Origin of the sequence: Diplocloster hominis (genome assembly GCF_032380655.1) — a bacterium.
Taxonomy (GTDB): Bacteria; Bacillota; Clostridia; order Lachnospirales; family Lachnospiraceae; genus Diplocloster; species Diplocloster hominis.
This window is the reverse complement of sequence record NZ_JAWDIY010000028.1, coordinates 43,831-64,857: the sequence shown is the minus strand read 5'-3', so window position 1 is coordinate 64,857 and position 21,027 is coordinate 43,831. Positions and strand designations below refer to the sequence as shown.

The window sequence follows — 21,027 nt, the reverse complement described above, 5'->3', positions numbered from 1 at the left end:
CCCCCCCCCCCCCTCCCATATCTCTTAGCTCGTCCCGAAGTTTTCCCCCACAGACATTCCGGTTCTCCCCCCGCCCCATTTCCCGCCGGACCTTTAAAAAAATAGAACATACATTCGAATCCCCCTTGCCTTTTTCGGTCAAATATGATAGGATAATACAAACATATGTTCGCAAAAGGAGCGGTTTCATGAGAATAGGACAGTCGATGGGCTTGATGGAGAAATTGGAGATACTTTCCGATGCGGCGAAATATGATGTGGCCTGTACTTCCAGCGGCGTGGATCGGAATGGGGATGGAAAGGGGATCGGTAATTGTGTGGCTGCGGGGATTTGCCATAGCTTTTCCGCTGATGGTAGATGCATTTCGCTGCTGAAGATACTATTTACCAATGAATGTATATATGACTGCAAGTATTGTATGAACCGGGTGTCGAATGATATACCCAGGGCCTCGTTCAGCCCGGATGAGATATGTGAGCTGACGATGGGATTTTATAGAAGGAATTATATTGAAGGTCTGTTTTTGAGCTCGGGGGTTCTTTATAGTCCGGATTATACGATGGAGCTGCTTTGTCAGACTTTGTATAAGCTGCGGACCGTTTGGCATTTTCAGGGATATATTCATGTGAAAGCGATTCCGGGAGCGTCTCAGAGATTGATCGATCAGACGGGGTTTCTGGCGGACCGTATGAGCATTAATCTGGAATTGCCCACTGCGGACAGTCTAAGGATGCTGGCCCCGAATAAGCATAGAAAGACTATCTTAAAGCCGATGCGGCAGATTCAGACCCGAATGGCTGAAAATAAAAACGAACTGATGGTATATCGTCATGCGCCGAAGTTTGTGCCGGCAGGACAGAGCACACAGATGATTATTGGGGCTACGCCGGAGACGGATTTCCAGATTGTTTCGGTTGCCCAGTCTTTGTATGATCAGTTTTCGCTTAAGCGGGTATTTTATTCCGCTTTTGTGCAGGTGACGGAGGACGCGAGTCTGCCGGCGCTGCCGGGAGGGCCTCCGCTGCTGCGGGAACACAGGCTGTATCAGGCGGACTGGCTGCTGCGGTTTTATGGTTTTCGGGCAGATGAACTGCTTTCAGAAGATAAGCCGAACTTTAATGTGCTGCTGGACCCCAAATGTGATTGGGCGCTGCGTCATCTGGAACAGTTCCCGGTTGAGATTAACAGAGCTGATTTTTATACGCTGCTGCGCGTGCCTGGAATCGGAAATAAATCCGCCCAGCGGATCGTGAAGGCCAGAAAACTTGGCGTTCTGGATTTTGCGGATATCAAGAAAATGGGAGTAGTCCTGAAAAGAGCGCTGTATTTTATTACCTGCAAAGGGAAGATGATGTATCCGACGAAGCTTGAGGAAGATTATATCACCAGGAATCTGCTGAATCTGGATGAAAAACTTCCGGTGCACAAAGAGGAGGTCCGCTATCGGCAGCTGTCATTATTCGATGATATGAAACTGACCCGTGATCCTACCATGGAAGAACGGCTGCAGGCTGTGGGCGGACAGATCTGAGGAATAGTGATCGGATGAACGGAGGGAACCAGATGTGGAAAAGGTAATTTTTGTCTGTGAAGACAGCCTGGACGGGATATTCACCGGCATCTATGATGCCTGGGACAGCCGGTATGGTCATGGAAATGTAAAATTGATCATAGAATCAGAAGAGACAATGGAATTGTTTGCCAGGTATGTGGAGGTTGTGACTGACGGGGAAAAAGCGGAAAAGGTGGCCCGTACGCTGAAGAGGCGGCTGGGGGACGAGGTGTTTGAGATTATCTGCCAGGCGGCGGCTTCCTGCGCTCCTGAGAAGGCGGATGTGCTGTATCGGGTTGTTGTGAAAGGACTGTCCATGCCAAATGGGAAGAAGGTTATGGACGCGCTGGCGGATCCGAATGTCTGCCGGGTATTCGAGCTGAGCCGCCAGGCGGGCTATGAGGCACATCACCTGACAGGCTTTATCCGGTTTCAGGAGTTAAAAGGGGGAATCCTGTTTTCACGGATTCGGCCGAAGAATAATGCCCTTACTCTGATCGGACCGCATTTTGCCGACCGGCTGCCGCAGGAAAACTGGGTGATTTATGATGAGGGGCGGGAGCTTTTTCTGATGCATCAGGCAGGAGGATGCTGGGGGCTGATGCAGGGCCAGACGCTGAACGAGCAGTGGCTTGCTGATATCAGCCGGGAGGAGGACCAGTTCCGGCAGCTGTGGAGACTTTTTACGAAAAGCATCAGTATCCAGGCAAGGGAGAACCGATTGCTTCAGCGTCAGAATCTGCCGCTGCGGTTCAGGACTTATATGCCGGAATTTACCCGGGAAATCCGGTAAGAGAGGCATTGTTCCGCTTAAAACTGCGGATAAAAGGCATTATGTTATCTACATTTCGCCAGAATTTTGTCGACACATTCGGTGCAGAATGAATAAAAATTTGGTTTTTGCAAACGGGAAACTCTTTTTGAAATTGTCACTTTTGTGCGAAATAATGAAAAATCCAATAGGGTCATATTAAAAAATTACAAATTTAGTTAAAAACAGGTTAAATTTGGGAACATTGGACAGAATTGACAAATAGACTAAATAGTGGGATAATTCAAACGAAATCGATACCACATGTATTAGTTCTATTTTATTTAAGGAAGTGTTTGCTATGGAGAAACGAAAAATCAAGTTGTCCGCAACAGAAGATGTAAGAGAGTTCGTAGCCGCGGCTGAGAAATGTGATTTCGATGTAGATATTTTTTATAATCGCTTTGTGGTTGATGCGAAGTCCATCCTGGGCGTTTTGAGCATGGACCTGACCAAAGAATTGACAGTTCGTTACGGCGGAAATGACCTCCGGTTTGAGAACATCTTGGATAAATATTCGATTGCATAACCGTATGCGACTTATTCACTGATTTTGATGCGGAACAATGAGCCCTCTATCCTGTAGATTATATGGGATGGGGGGCATTTTCAATTTGGGACAAAGGCGGTACACAGGTTTCCTTCTTGACGCGGCCCGGCGGGAAGGGGATAATAGGGTACAGAAGACCTGAAGGAGATAGGAAGATGTCGGATACAGTGATAAAGATATCGGTGCGCAGCCTGGTGGAGTTTATTCTGCGGGAAGGGGATATCGATAACCGGAGGAAAGCCGGGAAAGATACGGAAGCGATGCAGGCCGGAAGCAGAATTCACCGGAAGATCCAGCGGCAGATGGGCGCCGGTTACCGGGCGGAGGTTCCTTTGAAGATCACCGTGCCGGCTGGGGATTATGATATATGTGTGGAAGGCAGGGCTGACGGAATTCAGGAACAAACGGAAACAGTCCTGATCGACGAAATTAAAGGAATCTATATGGACCTGGAACATCTGGAAAAGCCGATAGGTGTACATCTCGCACAGGCAAAATGCTATGCTTATATCTATGGGCGGGAACAGGGGCTTGCCCATATCGCGGTTCGGATGACCTATGTGAACCTGGATACGGAATTTGTAAAATATTTTGAGTCGGAATATGAGTTCCCGGAATTGGAGAAGTGGTTTGGGGAACTTATGGAAGAATATAGAAAGTGGGCTGATTTTCAGTTCGAATGGAGAAAGATTCGAAAGGCTTCCATTCATAACATTGAATTCCCCTTTCCCTATCGGGAGGGCCAGAAGGAACTGGCCGCACAGGTATACCGCACCATGTATCAGAAAAAACGTCTCTTCATACAGGCGCCCACCGGTGTCGGTAAGACCATATCCACGGTATTTCCGGCGGTGAAAGCGGTGGGGGAGGAGCTGGGAGATAAGATCTTTTATCTGACAGCCAAAACCATCACCCGTACAGTGGCCAGTGAGGCATTTTCCCTGCTCCGGGAACAGGGGCTGCGTTACAAGACGGTAATAATCACGGCAAAAGAGAAAATGTGCGCCTGCGATGAGATGGAATGTAATCCGGATCACTGCCCTTATGCGAAAGGGCATTATGACCGGGTGAATGATGCGGTCTACGCGCTGCTCTCAAAGGAAGATAACTTTACCAGAGAGGTTTTAAGCGCTCATGCTATGGAATATGAGGTATGTCCATTTGAATTTTGTCTGGATGTCTCCACATGGTGCGACGGAATAATCTGTGATTATAATTATGTGTTCGATCCAAAGGTTTATCTGAAGCGTTTTTTCGCGGACGGGGTCAAAGGGGACTATCTGTTTTTGATCGATGAAGCCCATAACCTGGTGGAGCGGGCCAGGGAAATGTACAGCGCTGCTTTGGTCAAAGAAGATTTCCTGGAGCTGAAAAAGGTGGTCAAACCTGTGAGGCCAAAGCTTTCAAAAGAATTGGAAAGCTGCAATAAGCGGCTTTTGGCTATGAAAAGAGAATGCGATACCTACCGGCTGCTGCCGGACATCGGCGATTTTATCATGGCTCTTATGAGGCTTGCGGCGGAACTGGAGAAATTTCTGGAAGAATGGGAACAGGATGAGACCCGTACCCAGGTTTTTGAATTTTATATGCAGGTCAGGGACTTTCTGAATATATACGACCGGGTGGATGAAAACTATGAGATTTACACAGAGCACATGGAAAACGGTAATTTCCAGCTGAAACTTTTCTGCATTCATACGGCCAGAAACCTGAAAGGATTTTTAGATAAAGGAAACAGTGCGGTCTTTTTTTCAGCGACTTTGCTGCCGCTTCGGTATTATGTAAATCTATTGAGCGGAGACATGCAGGATTACGCGGTATACGCCAACAGCACCTTCCGGCCGGAACAAAGACTTTTGCTGGTGGGAAGCGACGTCAGCAGCAAATATACCCGGCGAGGACAGGCGGAGTACCAGCGGATGTCTTCCTATATACAAAAGACGGTCTCTCATAAAAGGGGTAATTATCTGGTGTTTTTCCCCTCCTACCGCATGATGGAGGCGGTTTATGAGAGCTTCCAATCGCTGCTTTTGCAGCCCGACTGTATCTGTCTGCTGCAGCAGCCGAATATGCGGGAACAGGAGAGAGAAGAATTTTTGTCCCGGTTTACCACTGATCCCGGCCGGACGCTGATCGGTTTTTGTGTAATGGGCGGAATATTTTCTGAGGGGATCGATCTGAAGCAGGAGCAGCTGATCGGCGCGATTATCGTCGGGACGGGCCTGCCGCAGGTCTGCAACGAACGGGAAATCCTGAAACAGTACTATGACGAGCATCAGGCCCGGCGCGAAGGATTTTCCTACGCTTATCTGTATCCGGGCATGAACAAGGTACTGCAGGCCGCGGGCAGAGTCATCCGCACGGATCAGGATACAGGAGTAATCCTTTTGCTGGACGACCGGTTCACGCAGTTTCAGTATAAGCAGCTGTTTCCTCCGGAATGGGCTGTTCACGAACACTGTACCCTGCACACGATCGATCAGAAACTGGATGACTTCTGGCGCATTCAGGAAAAATACTGAATAAACTGTCTGGCGGCCTGGGATATGGGCAGATGCTGATTATAGGCGATCACGATCTGGCGGCGGGGCATCTTTTCCTGCAGCGTCAGAGGATAAAGATCCGGTGACTTGTTCAACAGGCAGAAATCCGGGACAAAAGCGATCCCCAGACCGATTCCGGCCAGATCCAGCAGCAAATCATTGCTGGTCAGTTCGATCTCCGGCACCAGGTCCAGCTGATTCTGTTGGAACAGATTGTGCAGAAACTCGCTGGTGGTGCTTTTACGGTCCAGCATCAGGATCGGATAGTCTAACAGTTCCTGTAGAGATACCTCATGATCGGCCAGATCAAAAAACTGCCTGCTGGCCACAAAGACATCCTGAAACGATTTAATCGTTGTGATCTGGTGTGTGTTGTTCAGCCTGGAATTCGGGAAATTCGATACGATCAGATCAACTTGTCCGCTTTCCAGCAGATCGACACATTTGACGGAGGTCTGGTTCATAACCTTGATGTGAATCTTTGGAAAATCCCGGTGGAACCGTTTCAGGTAAGGGACCAAAAAATAACGGCATATGGTATCGCTGGCGCCGATGCGCAGCTGGCCGCCTCCCAGAGAATCAGCTTCTAAGAGCTGGTTTTCTCCGCGTTCGATCAGATTGATGGCGGGCTCCACATAGCGAAGCAGGGTCTCCCCTTCGGGGGTCAGGTACACTTTTTTGGTGCTGCGCACAAAGAGCTGCTGATTCAGCTTCTTTTCCAGTACCTTGATCGACTGGCTTACTGCGGACTGAGAGATAAAGAGCTGCTTGGATGCTTCAGAAAAACTGAGAGTCACGGCTACATAATAGAATACTTTGTAAAGCTCATAGTTAATGTCCATTATTAGTACTCCTTATAAATGATGGATATATTATAACATAATATCTTAATGATTGACAGGTAAAATTAGCAGTAGTAAGTGATTGACAGGTAAAATGAGAAGTAGTAAGATTAACCGGAATTAGCAAATTGGAAAAAATTGGAGGACCAAAACATAGGGTATGTGAGGGAAAAAGGAGAGATAAGAGATGAACCCATATGATTTTTTATTTGATCTGGCTTTGATACTGTTGAGCACAAAAGTACTGGGACTGTTTACGCGGAAAATACATATGCCCCAGGTGGTGGGAGCTCTGCTGGCCGGGCTGCTTTTGGGACCGGCTGTGCTGAATCTGTTAAAAGAGACCGTATTAATCCATGATCTGTCGGAGATCGGAGTCATCGTTCTGATGTTCTGCGCCGGTATGGAAACGGATATGGAAGAATTAAAGAAAACAGGGAAAAAATCCTTCCTGATCGCGTTGATCGGTGTACTGGTACCATTGGCAGGTGGATTCGCCGTGGCCTACTTCTTCAACAAACCGGGAGTGATCGATTCCGATGCATCCTGCACCTTGTTCCTGCAGAATGTGTTTATCGGTGTGATCCTGACCGCCACATCCGTCAGTATCACGGTGGAAACCCTGAAAGAACTGGGAAAATTGAAAACCCGGTCGGGAAATGCGATATTAGGTGCCGCTATTATCGATGATATCCTGGGTATCATCGCGCTGACCGTGATCACCAGTATGGCGGACAGTACGGTCAATATCTGGATCGTACTTCTGAAGATCGTCGGCTTTTTTGTCTTTGCACTGGTGGCGGGCTTCCTGTTTTATAAAATTTATGAAAAGTGGAGCGGTTCCGCGCCGAGAGGACTACACCGCCATGCTATCATCGCCTTTGTGTTCTGCCTTCTGATGTCCTACGTAGCGGAAGTATGGTTTGGAGTGGCGGATATCACCGGGGCGTTTATCGCGGGCCTGATTATTTCCAAAACCCAGAAAACCCAGTTTCTGGCCTCCAAATTCGATACCTTATCCTACCTGCTCCTATCCCCGGTCTTTTTTGCCAGCATCGGCCTGAAGGTGGAGCTTCCGAATATGACGGCCAGTATCGTGCTGTTTGCTGTCATCCTGGTAGTGGTGGCGATTCTGACCAAGGTGGTCGGCTGCGGCCTGGGTGCCAAAGTGTGCGGCTATCAGAACTATCAGTGCTGGAGGATCGGTATCGGAATGATTTCCAGAGGTGAGGTGGCTCTGATCGTAGCCAGCAAGGGAGCGCAATTAGGACTGCTGGGCTCAGCCTTCCTGGGGCCTGTGGTGGTGGTGGTCGTGATTACTACGATTATCACACCCATTCTGTTGAAACCGGTGTTCCGCAGAGGGCCGGTAACGGTGAGCCCGGAGATGGAGATGATTCCGGAGTCCGAGAGCTTGTCGCGTAACTACGAAGAACTCAGCAAACTTCGAAACGGGCAGTATGAGGAAGGGGAAGGAAATTTTCGGAAATAAACGGGGACGTGGTGCTGCGTGTCCCTGCGCCGTCTGGCCGGGCCGGGGTTTTTTCGGGCCGCGAAGGGGGGAGAGGGAGATCTTCCCTTCCGGTACTTAAGGCTATCGCCGGTAAAATCTAAATGAAATCCGCCCCGTCTGTTATGGGTGCGTGGCTTATTCGCCCCGAATGCTGATGCATTCGCAGCTCAGAAGCCACAGAAAGTCTGTTTGGAAAACAGCCTTTCGCCCATAACAGCCGGGGCGGATTTCATTAGGATTTTACTCGGGCGCCTTAAGTACCGGAACGGAAGATTTCCCTCTCCCCCCTTCACGGCCCGGAAAAACCCCGGCCCGGCCAGACGGCGCAGGGATATTATGATTAGATTTAGATGGGAGTTATGGCGGATGGTAAATTTATATATTAGTATTACTTATAAAAACGATTAAGTATATTAATTGTACTAATTTAACGGAATGTGATAAAATAGATAACAGGATGCATGAGTGTAATCGGAATCAGGAGGTTGATCATGAGTAACGTAAGAAGAGTTTATGTCGAGAAAAAGCCGCCGTATGCGGTAAAAGCGAATGAGGTACTGGAGGATATCAGAAGTTATCTGGGGATCAGTGGGGTACAGGGAGTACGGGTACTGATCCGGTACGATGTGGAGAATATTACAGAGGACAGTTATGAGAAAGCCTGTCTTTCGGTGTTTTCGGAGCCTCCGGTTGATATATTGTATGAGGAGGAGTTTCCGCTTGAGGCTGGTGAAAAAGCTTTTGCGGTAGAGTATCTGCCGGGGCAGTTTGATCAGCGGGCGGATTCCGCCGTCCAGTGTGTGCGGTTTTTAAATGAGAATGAGGAACCGGTGATCCGGTCGGCTACGGCCTATGTGATCCGGGGTGAGTTTGATGAGGAGCAGCTGGATCAGATTAAGAGTTATTGCATTAATCCGGTGGATTCCAGGGAGACGGATTTTGTGAAGCCGGAGACGCTGGTTACTGAGTTTGAGGAGCCGGCGGATATCGCTGTATTTGACGGGTTTGTCCGGATGGATGAGGAGACATTGAAGGGTCTTTATGATTCCTTGAATCTGGCCATGACCTTTCAGGATTTTCAGCATATTCAGAATTATTTTCTGGAAGAGGAGAGAAGGGACCCGACAGTGACGGAGATCCGGGTGCTGGATACCTACTGGTCGGATCACTGCCGCCATACCACGTTCTCCACGGAATTGAAACATGTGGAATTTGAAGAGGGTTATTACAGGGCTCCTATGGAAAAGACCTATCGGCAGTACCTGGCGGACCGGGAGGAGCTGCTGAAAGGCCGGAAGGATAAATTCGTCTGCCTGATGGACCTGGCGCTGATGGCTATGAGAAAGCTGAAGGCGGAAGGGAAGCTTGAGGACCAGGAGGAATCCGATGAGATCAATGCGTGCAGCATCGTGGTTCCGGTGGAGATCGACGGAGTTACGGAGGAATGGCTGGTCAATTTTAAAAATGAAACACATAACCATCCCACAGAGATCGAGCCTTTCGGCGGCGCGGCGACCTGCCTAGGCGGCGCGATCCGGGACCCGCTGTCCGGTAGGACCTACGTGTATCAGGCTATGCGGGTAACCGGCGCGGCGGACCCGACGGTATCGATGGAGCAGACGCTCAAAGGTAAGCTTCCCCAGAAAAAGCTGGTGCGGGGCGCGGCGAACGGTTACAGTTCTTATGGAAATCAGATCGGACTGGCTACCGGGCTGGTGAAAGAGATCTATCACCCGAACTACGTGGCGAAGCGTATGGAGATCGGCGCGGTGCTGGGCGCGGCTCCGAGAAAAGACGTGGTGAGAGAGACTTCAGATCCGGGCGATATCATTATCCTGCTGGGCGGAAGAACCGGAAGAGATGGCTGCGGCGGAGCTACCGGCTCCTCGAAGGTGCATACGGAAGCGTCCATCGAGACCTGCGGCGCCGAGGTGCAGAAGGGGAACGCCCCCACGGAGCGGAAACTGCAGAGATTATTCCGGAGGCCCGAAGTGAGCCGGCTGATCAAGAAATGCAACGATTTCGGCGCAGGCGGCGTATCCGTGGCCATCGGTGAATTGGCAGACGGACTTCACATTTATCTGGACAAGGTTCCGAAGAAATATGCGGGACTGGACGGGACGGAGATCGCGATCTCAGAATCCCAGGAGCGTATGGCTGTGGTTGTGGACCCCAAAGACGTGGCACAGTTCATGGCATATGCGGCGGAAGAGAACTTAGAATCCACCGAAGCCGCGGTCGTAACCGAAGAGCCCAGACTGGTTATGCTGTGGCGTGGAAAAGAAATTGTGAATATATCCAGAGCGTTTTTGGACACCAACGGCGCGCATCAGGAAACAGATGTGTGTGTCCAGATGCCGGAAGAGAACAATTATTTCCGGACAGAGCCGGTCGGCGACGTGAAAAAGGCATGGCTGAATACCCTGGCCGGCCTGAATGTCTGCTCCCAGAAGGGGCTGGTGGAAATGTTCGACGGGTCGATCGGAGCGGCCAGCGTGTTCATGCCACACGGCGGAAAATACCAGCTGACCGAGGTTCAGGCTATGGCCGCCAAGCTTCCCGTATTGAAAGGCAAATGTGATACGGTTACGCTTATGAGTTATGGGTTCGATCCGTACCTGTCCAGCTGGAGCCCTTACCACGGTTCCTCCTACGCGGTACTGGAATCCGTGGCGAAGATCGTGGCCGCCGGAGGCGATTACCGGAAAATCCGTTTTACGTTCCAGGAATATTTCCGCAGGATGTGGAATGAGCCCACACGCTGGAGCCAGCCCTTCGCGGCCCTTTTGGGCGCCTATGAGGCCCAGCTGAGACTGGGACTGCCCTCCATCGGCGGGAAAGACAGCATGTCCGGCACCTTCAACGACATCGACGTGCCCCCGACCCTGGTCTCCTTCGCGGTGGACGTGGCAAAAGAGCAGGATATCATTACGCCGGAGCTTAAGAAGGCCGGCAGCAAGCTGATACTGGTGAAAATCAACCGGGATGCCTACGATCTGCCGGATTACGAGCAGGCCATGGACCAGTACAAAAAATTCCGCGACGATATCCAGAACGGCCGGATCATCTCCGCCTACGCCGTGGATGGAAATGGTATGATCACTGCTGTCAGTAAGATGGCATTTGGCAATAAAATCGGAGTCCGCCTGGAGCACAACGTATCTCCCGAGGATCTGTTCGCCCCCGGATTCGGCAGCCTGGTGGCGGAAGTGCCCGATGGAAAGTTAAGCGGACTGTCCGTAACCTATACGGTCATCGGGCAGGTAACCGGAAGCGACAGCCTGGAATATCAGGATGTGAGGATTCCGATCGGGGAAGCGCTGAACAGCTGGACGAAAACCCTGGAAAAAGTGTTCCCGACCAAAGCCCACAAAGACACCAACGTGCTGGAAACACCGGTTTACGATGCAAAAACGGTTCATGTGTGCACCCATAAACTGGCCGAACCCACCGTATTTATCCCCGTATTCCCCGGAACGAACTGTGAGTACGACAGCGCCAAAGCCTTCGGCCGGGCTGGGGCCAGAGTCATCACCAAAGTATTCCGCAACCTGGATGCCCAGGGGATCAGAGATTCGGTGGAAGAATTTGAAAAAGGAATCGGGCAGGCACAGATGATCATGTTCCCCGGCGGCTTCTCAGCAGGAGACGAGCCGGACGGTTCCGCCAAATTCTTCGCCACCGCGTTCCGCAACGCGAAGATCCAGGAAGCCGTCAGGAAGCTCCTTAACGAGCGGGACGGACTGGCGCTTGGAATCTGCAACGGCTTCCAGGCCCTGATCAAACTGGGCCTAGTACCCTACGGCGATATCACCGGCCAGACCGCGGATTCCCCCACCCTGACCTACAACACCATCGGCCGGCACATATCCAAGATGGTCTACACCAAAGTGGTATCCAACAAATCCCCCTGGCTTACCCTGGCTGAGCTGAACAAAACCTACGTAAGCCCGGCATCCCACGGAGAGGGAAGATTCGTAGCCAGCGAGGAATGGATCAAAAAACTCTTTGAAAATGGCCAGGTGGCAACCCAGTATGTAACCCCGGAGGGGACCCCCACGATGGACGAAGAGTGGAACGTAAATGGTTCCTACGCATCCATCGAGGGAATCACAAGCCCCGACGGAAGATGCCTGGGTAAGATGGCCCACGTGGAGAGACGCGGGGAATCCGTCGCTGTCAACATCTATGGCGAGCAGGATTTGAAGATCTTTGAGTCCGGTGTGGCGTACTTTAAATAAATAATAGATTTCGGCCCCTGCTGCTTTCCTTTATACTCTGTTTTGCGGGTGGCGGCGACTATCATAAAGTAGATTAATAAGGGGCTGTCGGGAAATAAAACAGCATACCAGATATTGATATGAAACCTGTAATCCTGTTCCATAACTGGTATCACTTATTCATTTCCCGACAGCCCCTTATTTAAAAATGCGCTGCCAGTTATTCGGAAAAAATTCCGGTATGGTAGGTAAAGCAGTCATAAAACCAAAAAGACCATATTTTTGTGCAATTCTATATTTATCCTTTCAATCGTCATTCACTTGTGTGCCGCATTATTCATGCGGATGGAACACCGGTCGAAGTTTTCAGAGATTGTAGGAAGTGATTTATTCTTGCTTTTTATTGAATAGTTTCATATATTCTGCGGTCTGGGCAATGAATGCCTCCGTGTCCAATTTTGAATTCTGCAGTGTCTGATGGATGAACAGGCCGTCTGAGAGAAGAAGAATCAGCCAGGATAGATATTCAGGATCAATCACTCTGGTCCGCTCACCGATCTTTTCCCCGATCAGGCCGGCGAACCTGGCATACCAGGAAAGCAGCTTCTGCCTTATTTCTTCATTTCCCATCATAGCGTCATAAAAAAAGTGCAGACGCATCCTCACGGTAGACACATCCCGCTCCAATACATATTTTACCAAACGGTGTAAAGAGGTATCCTTAGACTCATCGGTGGTCCAGGCGATCAGATGATTCCACTGCTCCTCCAGATACCGGTTCGTCAGATCCAGAAACACCTCATTTTTATTCTTATAATGATAATAAAGAGTCCCTTTGGAAACACCCGCGGTCCTTGCTATTTCAGCAAGGGAAATATCCGTCGTTTTCTTATTCTCCAACAAAGACTCCGCAGAATCCAGAATCAGTTCTTTCACATTATCTTTTCTCGGCGCTGCCATATAAAACCCTCCTGCATATGAATCATATTCCGCTATAAATCATTAAACTATACCCCTATATACTAAATGAAAAAGTCAGTGGTATTCAGCAATATATTCATTATAGCCGTTAGCCCCCAAAAAGTCTATTCAAGACCGTCATACCAATTCCCCACCTAATTCCCCAATACTATAAACCATAAAACCAAACCAAAAATCAAAGACATAGTAAGAATCAAAGACATAGTAAGAATCAAAGACATAGTAAGAATCAAAGACATAGTAAAAATCAAAGACATAGTGTCTATTTGGCAAATATTAAAGCAGGGGGAGAAATTTGGGGCGGTATGGAGGCTGGTGACGGAGGGGGGCTCGGCTGGATGGAATTTCCCGGGTCTGTCGGCGGGGGCTGGCATATTGGCCGGGAGCGGGGCATTGGGCGGCCGAGCAGCAGCTTAATAAAAACGGGTCCGCGTGGTCAGGATGCGTGGCGGCGTTCCATGCCGACACGCAAGGGGCTCTGAGCCGAGAACATATCCAATGTTCTTGGCGAATAGCCCCGGTTCCTGACCACGCGGGCCCGTTTTTATTTAGCAGCTGCCGGCGCAAGCCCACAGCCCCGCTCCCGGCCAATATGCCAGCCCCCGCCGCCAGACCCGGGAAATTCCATCCAGCCGAGCCCCCCTCCGCCACCAGCCTCCATACCACCCCAAATTTCTCCCCCGGCCCCCCAAAACCCAACATTGACTTTTCCCTCTCCTTTTGATACGATGAACTCAAAGAAAGTCGGTCGCATAGGCGACTCGGAAAGGCACGTGGTAAAATGAACACAAAAAAGAGGAATCAAAGGCTCAACAAACGGTTCGGGGACCGGGTGAAGGTCCGGGAAGAAGCGGACCGCATCGTGGTATCCGGCCGGCTGGATTCCTGGGAGGATGTTGTGGAAGCATGCAGTATGTGCGTGAGTAAAAAGGGAAATAAGCATGTGGTGAATGACATCGTCCTGGAGGGAGCTGAGCCAAAACCGATGCGTCTGCCGGCCCGGAGCGACTCTGCTCTGGAGGGGGCCCGGCCGGACGTGCTGATTATCGGCGGAGGGATTTCCGGGACCAGTATCGCCAGAGAGCTGATGAAATGGAAGCTGTCCGTGCTGCTGGTGGAGAAGGAGGCGGACCTGGCGGTCCAGGCGTCAGGACGAAATGACGGGGAGGTTCATCCGGGTGTGGACCTGAAGAAAGGCAGCTTAAAGCAGCACTATGTGCTGCTGGGGAATCGGATGTACGACAGGGTGTGCCGGGAGCTGGATGTACCGTTTAAGCGGTGCGGACAGTATGTGGGATTTCACGGCTGGTGGAGTTATCCGCTGGTCCGGATGTATGCCTGGGAGAGAAAATATATCTGCGGTGTGAAGGATACACAGGTGATCGGAAGAAAAAAGCTGCAGGAGATGGAACCGGAGATGAACCCTGATTTTCAGTTTGCCCTTTATAATGAGAGCGCGGGCTGTGTCTGTCCGTACGGCCTTACGATCGCCTATGGGGAGAACGCGGCGGCCAACGGGGCGGAGATCTCATTGAATACAGCGGTACTTTCCATGGAGGTCCGGGACGGTAGGATTCAGAGCGTATTGACGAACCGGGGCAGGATATGGCCGGGGATCGTGGTTAATGCCGCCGGAACCTTTGCGGAGGACATCGCCGCTATGGCGCAGGACCGTTTTTACTCGATTCATCCCAGAAGGGGGACGAATTCCATCCTGGATAAAAAATCCGCTTACCTGACCAGGTCCATCGTGTCATTCAAGACGCTGAAAAAAGAGACGGGGCATACCAAGGGAGGGGGAATTCTGCATACAGTGGATGATAACCTGCTGGTGGGGCCCAATGCGGTGGAAACTTATGAGAAAGAGAATTTTGCTACGGAGCAGGCTTCCATTGACGCTGTATTCCAAAAGCAGGTACATACGGTAGAAAAGCTGTCGCAGAGAGATATTATTACCTATTTTACAGGAGTCCGGGCAGCTACTTTTGAGGAAGATTTCATTATTGAGAAAGGGAGACGCACGAAAAACCTGATCCATTGTGCCGGTATACAGTCGCCCGGACTGACCACAGCACCGGCGGTGGCTCTGGATGTGGAAAAAATGGTGGTGGAAGAGCTTAGCCGTGAGAGGAAGGTGGAGAAAAACCCGCAGTTTCGTCCTGTTCGGAAAGGGATTCCCAGGCTTCGTGAACTGCCGAAGGAAGAGAGAAGCAGGCTGATTCACGAGAATCCGGATTATGGAGTGATCGTGTGCCGCTGCGAGGAAATCAGCAAAGGGGAAATCCTGGACGCGCTGCACTCCCCGGTGCCGGCAGCTACGGTGGATGGGATCAAAAAGAGGCTGCGGCCGGGGATGGGACGGTGTCAGGGCGGATTCTGTATGCCGCTGGTTGCGAAGATTATCTGTGAGGAAGAGAATACGGACCTGTCCGAGGTGAGAAAGGCCGGGAGCGGGTCGGTGATCACCTATGGCAGAACCAAGTAAAGGGGATGATTGGATGAAAGCATATGAGGTGATCGTAATCGGCGGCGGGCCCGCGGGTCTGGCCGCCGCGCTGGCGGCGCACAGGGCCGGCGGCCGGGTGCTGATCATAGAGCGGGAGGAACGTCTCGGCGGTATCCTGAAGCAATGTATCCATGACGGGTTCGGGCTCGTCCGGTTCGGGGAGAAGCTGTCCGGGCCGGAGTACGCGGAACGGTTTATTGATGAAGTACTGGAAATGGGAATCGATTTTCTGACCTCATCCTTTGTCACGGAGCTGAAAAAGGACGGGGAAGGATTCTGCGTCAGCGTGGTGAACCGTGACGGGGTTACGGATTATCAGGCGGGGGCGTTAGTACTGGCCACGGGATGCAGAGAGAGAACAGCCAGGCAGGTTCTGATTCACGGGACGCGGCCGGCCGGGATATTTACGGCGGGGACGGCGCAGCATTTTACGAATCTGCTGGGGCAGCTCCCCACGAAGCGGTGCGTGATACTGGGCAGCGGAGATATCGGGCTGATCATGGCCAGACGGCTCACCCTGGAAGGTGCTGTGGTGCTGGGAGTATATGAGGCAAAGCCGTCGCCTTCCGGACTCACCAGGAATCTGGTCCAATGTTTGGAGGATTTTGATATACCGCTGTATCTGTCCCATACCGTCACCCGGGTGTTTGGAGAGGAACGGCTTACGGCGGTGGAAGTGGCACAGGTGGACGGTCAGATGAAGCCGGTTCCCGGGACCTCCCGAATCATAGAATGCGACGGTCTGATACTGTCGGTGGGCCTGATCCCGGAAAATGAGGCGGCCGGGCAGCTGGGGGTACCGATGGACGAAGCGTCCAAAGGCCCGGTCTGCGACAACCGGTTTATGACACAGGTACCGGGGGTCTTTTCCTGTGGAAATGCGCTTCATGTAAACGATCTGGTGGACTATGTATCGGAAAGCGGGGAGCTGGCTGGAAAAAATGCCGCGGCCTATGCGGCGGGTAAGGCGGGTATGGCCGTTGGCACTTCGGAAAACGCGGGTAAGGCGGATGACTCGGATTCCGGAGTGTGTCTTGACTTTTCGGCGGATGACTCTTTTTTATACCTGGTACCCCATAAGCTTCGCTGGCAGGACCGGGACAAAAAGGCGGTGCTCTATTTTCGAAGCAGGGAGGTGCTTAAGAACGCCGTATTTACCATGTCGGTTGACGGGGAAGTGGTGTATACCAGAAAATACAGCCGGTTGAAGCCGCCGGAGATGGAGCGGCTGGAGATCGATTTTGGAAAATATCCGATTCAAAGGGGCGGTCAGCTTCGGTTTGAAATCAAAGAGGGGATGGGATGAGCATGAAAAAACTTACCTGTATCGTATGCCCAAACGGCTGCGCCCTGACCGTGGAGGGGGACTTAGACAGCATCCGGGTAACCGGAAACCTGTGCAGGCGGGGAGAGCAGTTTGCGAAAGAGGAGTTGCTCCGCCCTATGCGGACCATCTGTACTACGGTCCGTACGGAGTTCGCGGCGGCGCCGGTGCTGCCGGTAAGGGTTTCGGCGGAAATACCGAAAGACAGGATCAAAGATGTCATGCAGGAGATCAACCGGGTGGTCCTAAAGGAACCGGTCGGCAGAGGCGATGTGATTGTGCCGGATATATTGGGGCTCGGAGTGGATGTGATTGCAACCAGCAGCCTTTTAAGGTATCTTTAAAAGGAGAGTACCGCAAAGGAAAACGAAGGCGGAAAGCCGGGGAGCAAAAAAGAGGAGGAACACGATGAATAAACCGTATAAAGGATTTGAGCCGGCCTGGGTTAAGGAGGCGGCTCCTGAGAAAAGCTACCGTTCTATTTTCCGCTGGGGTGATCCGGATTTTGTGAAATATCCAAAGGAAAGCCTCTATAAAATGATAAAAGAAAAATTTCAGATGACCGACGAAGACTTTGAGCATTACGACGGTGATATCGGCATGGATGAGGTGAAGCTTTCGGTTCCCTGCACCCTGGCTGAGGAACATATAAAAGCGTTTGAGGAGATCGCGGGAAAGGATTTTGTATCGACCGGGGATTATGAGCGGCTTTCCGTGGCTTACGGAAAGACTGGCTATGACGCCCTGCGCCTGCGTCAGAAGCGGGTGGACTGTGTGCCGGATGTGGTGGTGTATCCGGATACTTCGGAACAGGTGGAGCGGATCGTCGCGTATTGTACTGCGCATAAGATTCCCCTGTATGTCTACGGCGGCGGCAGCAGTGTCACGAGAGGGGTGGAACCGGTCAGGGGCGGAGTTTCCCTGGATATGCGGCTGCGGTTTAACAAGGTCTTGTCCTTTCAGGAGCAGGATCAGACGATCACGGTCCAGGCCGGGATGTCGGGGCCCAAGCTTGAGGATACCCTGAACCGGGCGCAGGAGCTGTTCGGGGCAAAGCGGCCGTATACCTGCGGGCACTTTCCCCAGTCCTTTGAATACAGCAGTGTGGGAGGCTGGGTGGTTACCCGGGGAGCGGGTCAGAACAGCACCTATTATGGCTGTATTACCGATATCGTGGCAGGGCAGAAATACGCCACCCCCATCGGAGCCGTGAAGACCAGTCCCTATCCCAGAGAGGCTACCGGGCCGAACTTAAACCAGATTATGATGGGCGGGGAGGGGACGTTCGGCGTGCTGACGGAGGTTACGCTGCGGATATTCCGCTATATGCCGGAAAATAGAAAGCGGTTCTCCTATATATTTAAAGACTGGAGTACGGCCATGGAGGCGGCCAGGGAGATGATGCAGTGCGAAGCCGGCTATTCTTCCGTATTCCGGCTGTCTGATCCGGAGGAGACGAATCTGATGCTGCGCCTTTACAACGTGGATGAGACTCCGCTGCAAAAGCTTCTGGACATAAGGGGATATAAAGATATGGAACGCTGCCTGTTCCTGGGGTTTAGTGACGGGGAAAAAGGCTTTGCCAAAAATGTGGCGAAGAATATAAAACGGATCGCCGGACGGTACGGCGGTATGAGCCTGACCTCCTATGTGACCAAAAGCTGGGAAAAGGGACGGTTTAACGATCCATATCTGCGGGATACCATGCTGGATTTTGGTATTATGACGGATACGCTGGAATGTACGGTGAACTGGTCGAATATGGCCCGGGTTCACAGGGAAGTAAGAGAGGTATGCCACAGGCTGCCGAATACCATCGTGACCACACATATGTCCCACTGCTATCCGCAGGGGGCGAATCTGTATTTTATATTTATCACCAGGATGAGCGATGCCGAGAAGTTCAAGGCTTATCATGCCACGATCCTGGACGCGATCCAGCGGTCAGGAGCCTCCATGAGCCACCATCATGGAATCGGGAAAATGTTCGCGCCCTGGCTGGAAGGTCAGCTTGGCCGGAACGAGTACGGGGTATTCAAAGCGCTGAAAGATTATTTTGATCCGGATTATATGATGAATCCGGGGGGAACCCTGGGACTTGATCTGGAGGAGAAGGAGAAGCGTTTCCTGAGGGAGGATATACAGTAAGATAAGCAGGGCGGAAGGAATCCGGCAGGAAAATGGCTCTGGCAGAAGTTCAAACGATCGTGTATTTTGAAGGAATTAGAAGGGGAGGCAGGGGTATGGAGGAGAGTATAAGCAAAAACGCGGGCAAAGGCTTTACGGAACGTATCGTACTGGTGTTTGATGTGGGGACGCAGAGCTCCCGGGCGCTGCTGGTGAACAACCGCGGCGAAATAAAGGCAAAGGCGGCGGAACAGCATGATCCTCCCTATCTCTCCCCGGAAACGGACTGGGCGGAACAAAGAGCGGATTTTTACTATGAAAAAATATGTCAGGCGGCTGCAAAACTAAAGGAAATCTGTCCGGAAGAATGGGAGAAGATCGAGGCGGTATCGGTCACGACGATCCGGGATACAACTCTTTGTGTGGATCAGGAGGGGAAGCCCCTGCGGAATGCCTTTGTGTGGCTGGATAACCGGAGCGCAAAGGGACGGCCCCGCTTCTCCAAAATGGCCCGGGTCATGCTGAAAAGCATCGGGATGGATAAGACGGCCGATATGCAGTACCGGAAATCCAGGTGTAACTGGGTCATGGAGAATGAGCCTGAAATATGGGAGAAGACATACAAGTTTCTGCTGATCAGCGGATACCTGATCTTCCGGCTGACCGGAAACATGGCAGACTCTGCGGCCAGCATGGCAGGTCATGTGCCGTTCGACCACAGGGAGCGGAACTGGCAGAAAAAGGGGGCGCTGACCCGGCCGGTGTTCGATATTCCGGCGGAAAAATTGTGTGAAATCCGGGAGCCGGGCAGCAGTCTGGGATGTATTCAGGCGGACGCCGCGGCAGATACAGGCCTAAGGGAAGGGCTCCCGGTGATCGCTTCGGGGTCGGATAAGGCGTGTGAGATTCTGGGACTGGGATGTATTTCCCGGGAGAAGGCAGCCATAAGTTTTGGAACAACAGCCACGGTATCTTTTACCACAGACCGGTATGTGGAGCCGGAACGGTTTATTCCGCCATATGCAGCCATCCTGAATCAACATTATAATCCGGAGATAGAAATCTACCGTGGATACTGGCTGGTGTCCTGGTTTAAAAAGGAGTTTGCCCAGAAGGAGACGGCAGCGGCCGAAGAACTGGGGATACCTGCGGAGGAACTGCTGAACCGCCGGTTACAGGAGATACCGGCCGGGTGTGAGGGCTTGATTTTTCAGCCTTACTTTACGCCGAATACCACCATGCCTTCCGCAAAGGGGGCGATCATCGGTTTCTCCGACGTGCATACCAGAATACATATTTACCGGGCCATTATTGAGGGGATCAACTTTGCCCTGCTGGATGGGATGCGGCTTCTGGAAAAGCAGTCCGGCCACACATTTCAGGAGATCTTCGTGGGAGGCGGAGGAGCCCAGAGCGATGAGATCTGCCAGATTACGGCCGACATGTTCGGCCTGCCGGTGAAGAGGGCGCAGTCCCATGAGGTCTCGGGAATCGGCAGCGCGATCGTGTGCTTTGTCGGTATGGGAGTATTTAAGGATTATAAGGAGGCGGTGGAGCAGATGGTTACTGTCCGGGATACCTTCCGCCCGGATATGGAACAGCACGAAATCTACCGGATTCTCTATGAGGAGATATTTAAAAAGATATACGGCAGACTATCACCGCTGTACGCCAGGCTTCATGAAATTTATGAAAAGCGGTGAGAGATGTGTTATAATACGGTTATAAAAGCAGGATATACACTGTCCCAAATTCACCTCAGGTGAAAAAGAGGGTCAATCAATGGAAATTTGAGAAGGGAGGATGATCTTATGAAATGTCCATATTGTGAGAAAGAGATGGTTGTTGGTGTTATTTCGCAGGACAGATATGCTCTCAAATGGATTCCGGCTGATAAGGATAAGGGATTATTGAATTTCACGCCTTTGGTAAAAGGGATTAAGCTGACCTCCATGACGGACGGGGTGACGGTAAAGGTGTTCTACTGTGAGCAGTGCAGGAAGTTTCTGATTGATCAGGATGATTTACGAATGCATGATTAAAAGAGAGGATTGGTT

The 21,027-nt window shown here is 51.4% G+C and carries 14 protein-coding genes; 12 read left to right on the top strand and 2 right to left on the bottom strand.

Annotated elements, in window-relative coordinates:
• Positions 1–188: 188 nt before the first annotated feature.
• The 4 genes from ABC831_RS20500 to ABC831_RS20485 all read left to right on the top strand — a co-directional run bounded on the left by ABC831_RS20500 (position 189) and on the right by ABC831_RS20485 (position 5,436).
• Positions 189–1,532 (top strand): putative DNA modification/repair radical SAM protein, encoded by a 1,344-nt coding sequence (locus ABC831_RS20500; RefSeq protein WP_343249931.1) that lies wholly within the window; start codon positions 189–191, stop codon positions 1,530–1,532.
• A gap of 34 nt (positions 1,533–1,566) precedes the next feature.
• Positions 1,567–2,346 (top strand): TIGR03915 family putative DNA repair protein, encoded by a 780-nt coding sequence (locus tag ABC831_RS20495; protein ID WP_343249930.1) that lies wholly within the window; start codon positions 1,567–1,569, stop codon positions 2,344–2,346.
• Between the two features lie 319 nt (positions 2,347–2,665).
• Positions 2,666–2,893 (top strand): HPr family phosphocarrier protein, encoded by a 228-nt coding sequence (locus ABC831_RS20490; RefSeq protein ID WP_158343987.1) that lies wholly within the window; start codon positions 2,666–2,668, stop codon positions 2,891–2,893.
• 176 nt (positions 2,894–3,069) lie between these two features.
• Positions 3,070–5,436, top strand: a complete 2,367-nt coding sequence (locus tag ABC831_RS20485) for an ATP-dependent DNA helicase (protein WP_343249929.1) — start codon at positions 3,070–3,072, stop codon at positions 5,434–5,436.
• Here ABC831_RS20485 and ABC831_RS20480 read toward each other — a convergent pair.
• On the bottom strand, positions 5,421–6,299 hold the full coding sequence (locus ABC831_RS20480; protein ID WP_343249928.1) for a LysR family transcriptional regulator: 879 nt from the start codon (positions 6,297–6,299) through the stop codon (positions 5,421–5,423). The two genes, ABC831_RS20485 and ABC831_RS20480, sit on opposite strands and share 16 nt — an antisense overlap.
• Before the next feature lie 187 nt (positions 6,300–6,486).
• Here ABC831_RS20480 and ABC831_RS20475 point away from each other — a divergent pair, with 187 nt between their 5' ends.
• Together ABC831_RS20475 and ABC831_RS20470 are read left to right on the top strand one after the other, a co-directional pair.
• Positions 6,487–7,791, top strand: a complete 1,305-nt coding sequence (locus ABC831_RS20475; protein WP_343249927.1) for a cation:proton antiporter — start codon at positions 6,487–6,489, stop codon at positions 7,789–7,791.
• Between the two features lie 512 nt (positions 7,792–8,303).
• A complete protein-coding gene (locus ABC831_RS20470; protein ID WP_343249926.1) occupies positions 8,304–12,053 on the top strand; it encodes a phosphoribosylformylglycinamidine synthase in 3,750 nt (1,249 codons plus the stop codon).
• Between the two features lie 366 nt (positions 12,054–12,419).
• Here ABC831_RS20470 and ABC831_RS20465 read toward each other — a convergent pair whose 3' ends face one another.
• Positions 12,420–12,992 (bottom strand): TetR/AcrR family transcriptional regulator, encoded by a 573-nt coding sequence (locus ABC831_RS20465; RefSeq protein ID WP_343249925.1) that lies wholly within the window; start codon positions 12,990–12,992, stop codon positions 12,420–12,422.
• 802 nt (positions 12,993–13,794) lie between these two features.
• On the opposite strand from ABC831_RS20465, the gene ABC831_RS20460 reads away from it, so the two are divergent.
• The 6 genes from ABC831_RS20460 (at position 13,795) to ABC831_RS20435 (ending at position 21,012) form a co-directional block, all read left to right on the top strand.
• Positions 13,795–15,498, top strand: coding sequence for an NAD(P)/FAD-dependent oxidoreductase (locus ABC831_RS20460; protein WP_343249924.1), 1,704 nt, complete (start codon positions 13,795–13,797; stop codon positions 15,496–15,498).
• Positions 15,482–16,825 carry an NAD(P)/FAD-dependent oxidoreductase gene (locus ABC831_RS20455; protein ID WP_343249923.1) on the top strand — a complete coding sequence of 448 codons (1,344 nt, stop codon included), beginning with the start codon at positions 15,482–15,484 and terminating at the stop codon, positions 16,823–16,825. The genes ABC831_RS20460 and ABC831_RS20455 overlap by 17 nt, the downstream gene beginning before the upstream one ends.
• On the top strand, positions 16,822–17,187 hold the full coding sequence (locus tag ABC831_RS20450) for a DUF1667 domain-containing protein (RefSeq protein WP_343249922.1): 366 nt from the start codon (positions 16,822–16,824) through the stop codon (positions 17,185–17,187). The genes ABC831_RS20455 and ABC831_RS20450 overlap by 4 nt, the downstream gene beginning before the upstream one ends.
• 64 nt (positions 17,188–17,251) lie before the next feature.
• Complete coding sequence (locus ABC831_RS20445) at positions 17,252–18,991, top strand: FAD-binding oxidoreductase (RefSeq protein ID WP_343249921.1); 1,740 nt, start codon at positions 17,252–17,254, stop codon at positions 18,989–18,991.
• Positions 18,992–19,086: 95 nt separating this feature from the next.
• Positions 19,087–20,673 (top strand): FGGY-family carbohydrate kinase, encoded by a 1,587-nt coding sequence (locus ABC831_RS20440; protein WP_343249920.1) that lies wholly within the window; start codon positions 19,087–19,089, stop codon positions 20,671–20,673.
• A 108-nt stretch (positions 20,674–20,781) separates the two neighbouring features.
• Positions 20,782–21,012, top strand: a complete 231-nt coding sequence (locus ABC831_RS20435) for a PF20097 family protein (RefSeq protein ID WP_343249919.1) — start codon at positions 20,782–20,784, stop codon at positions 21,010–21,012.
• Positions 21,013–21,027 lie beyond the last annotated feature (15 nt).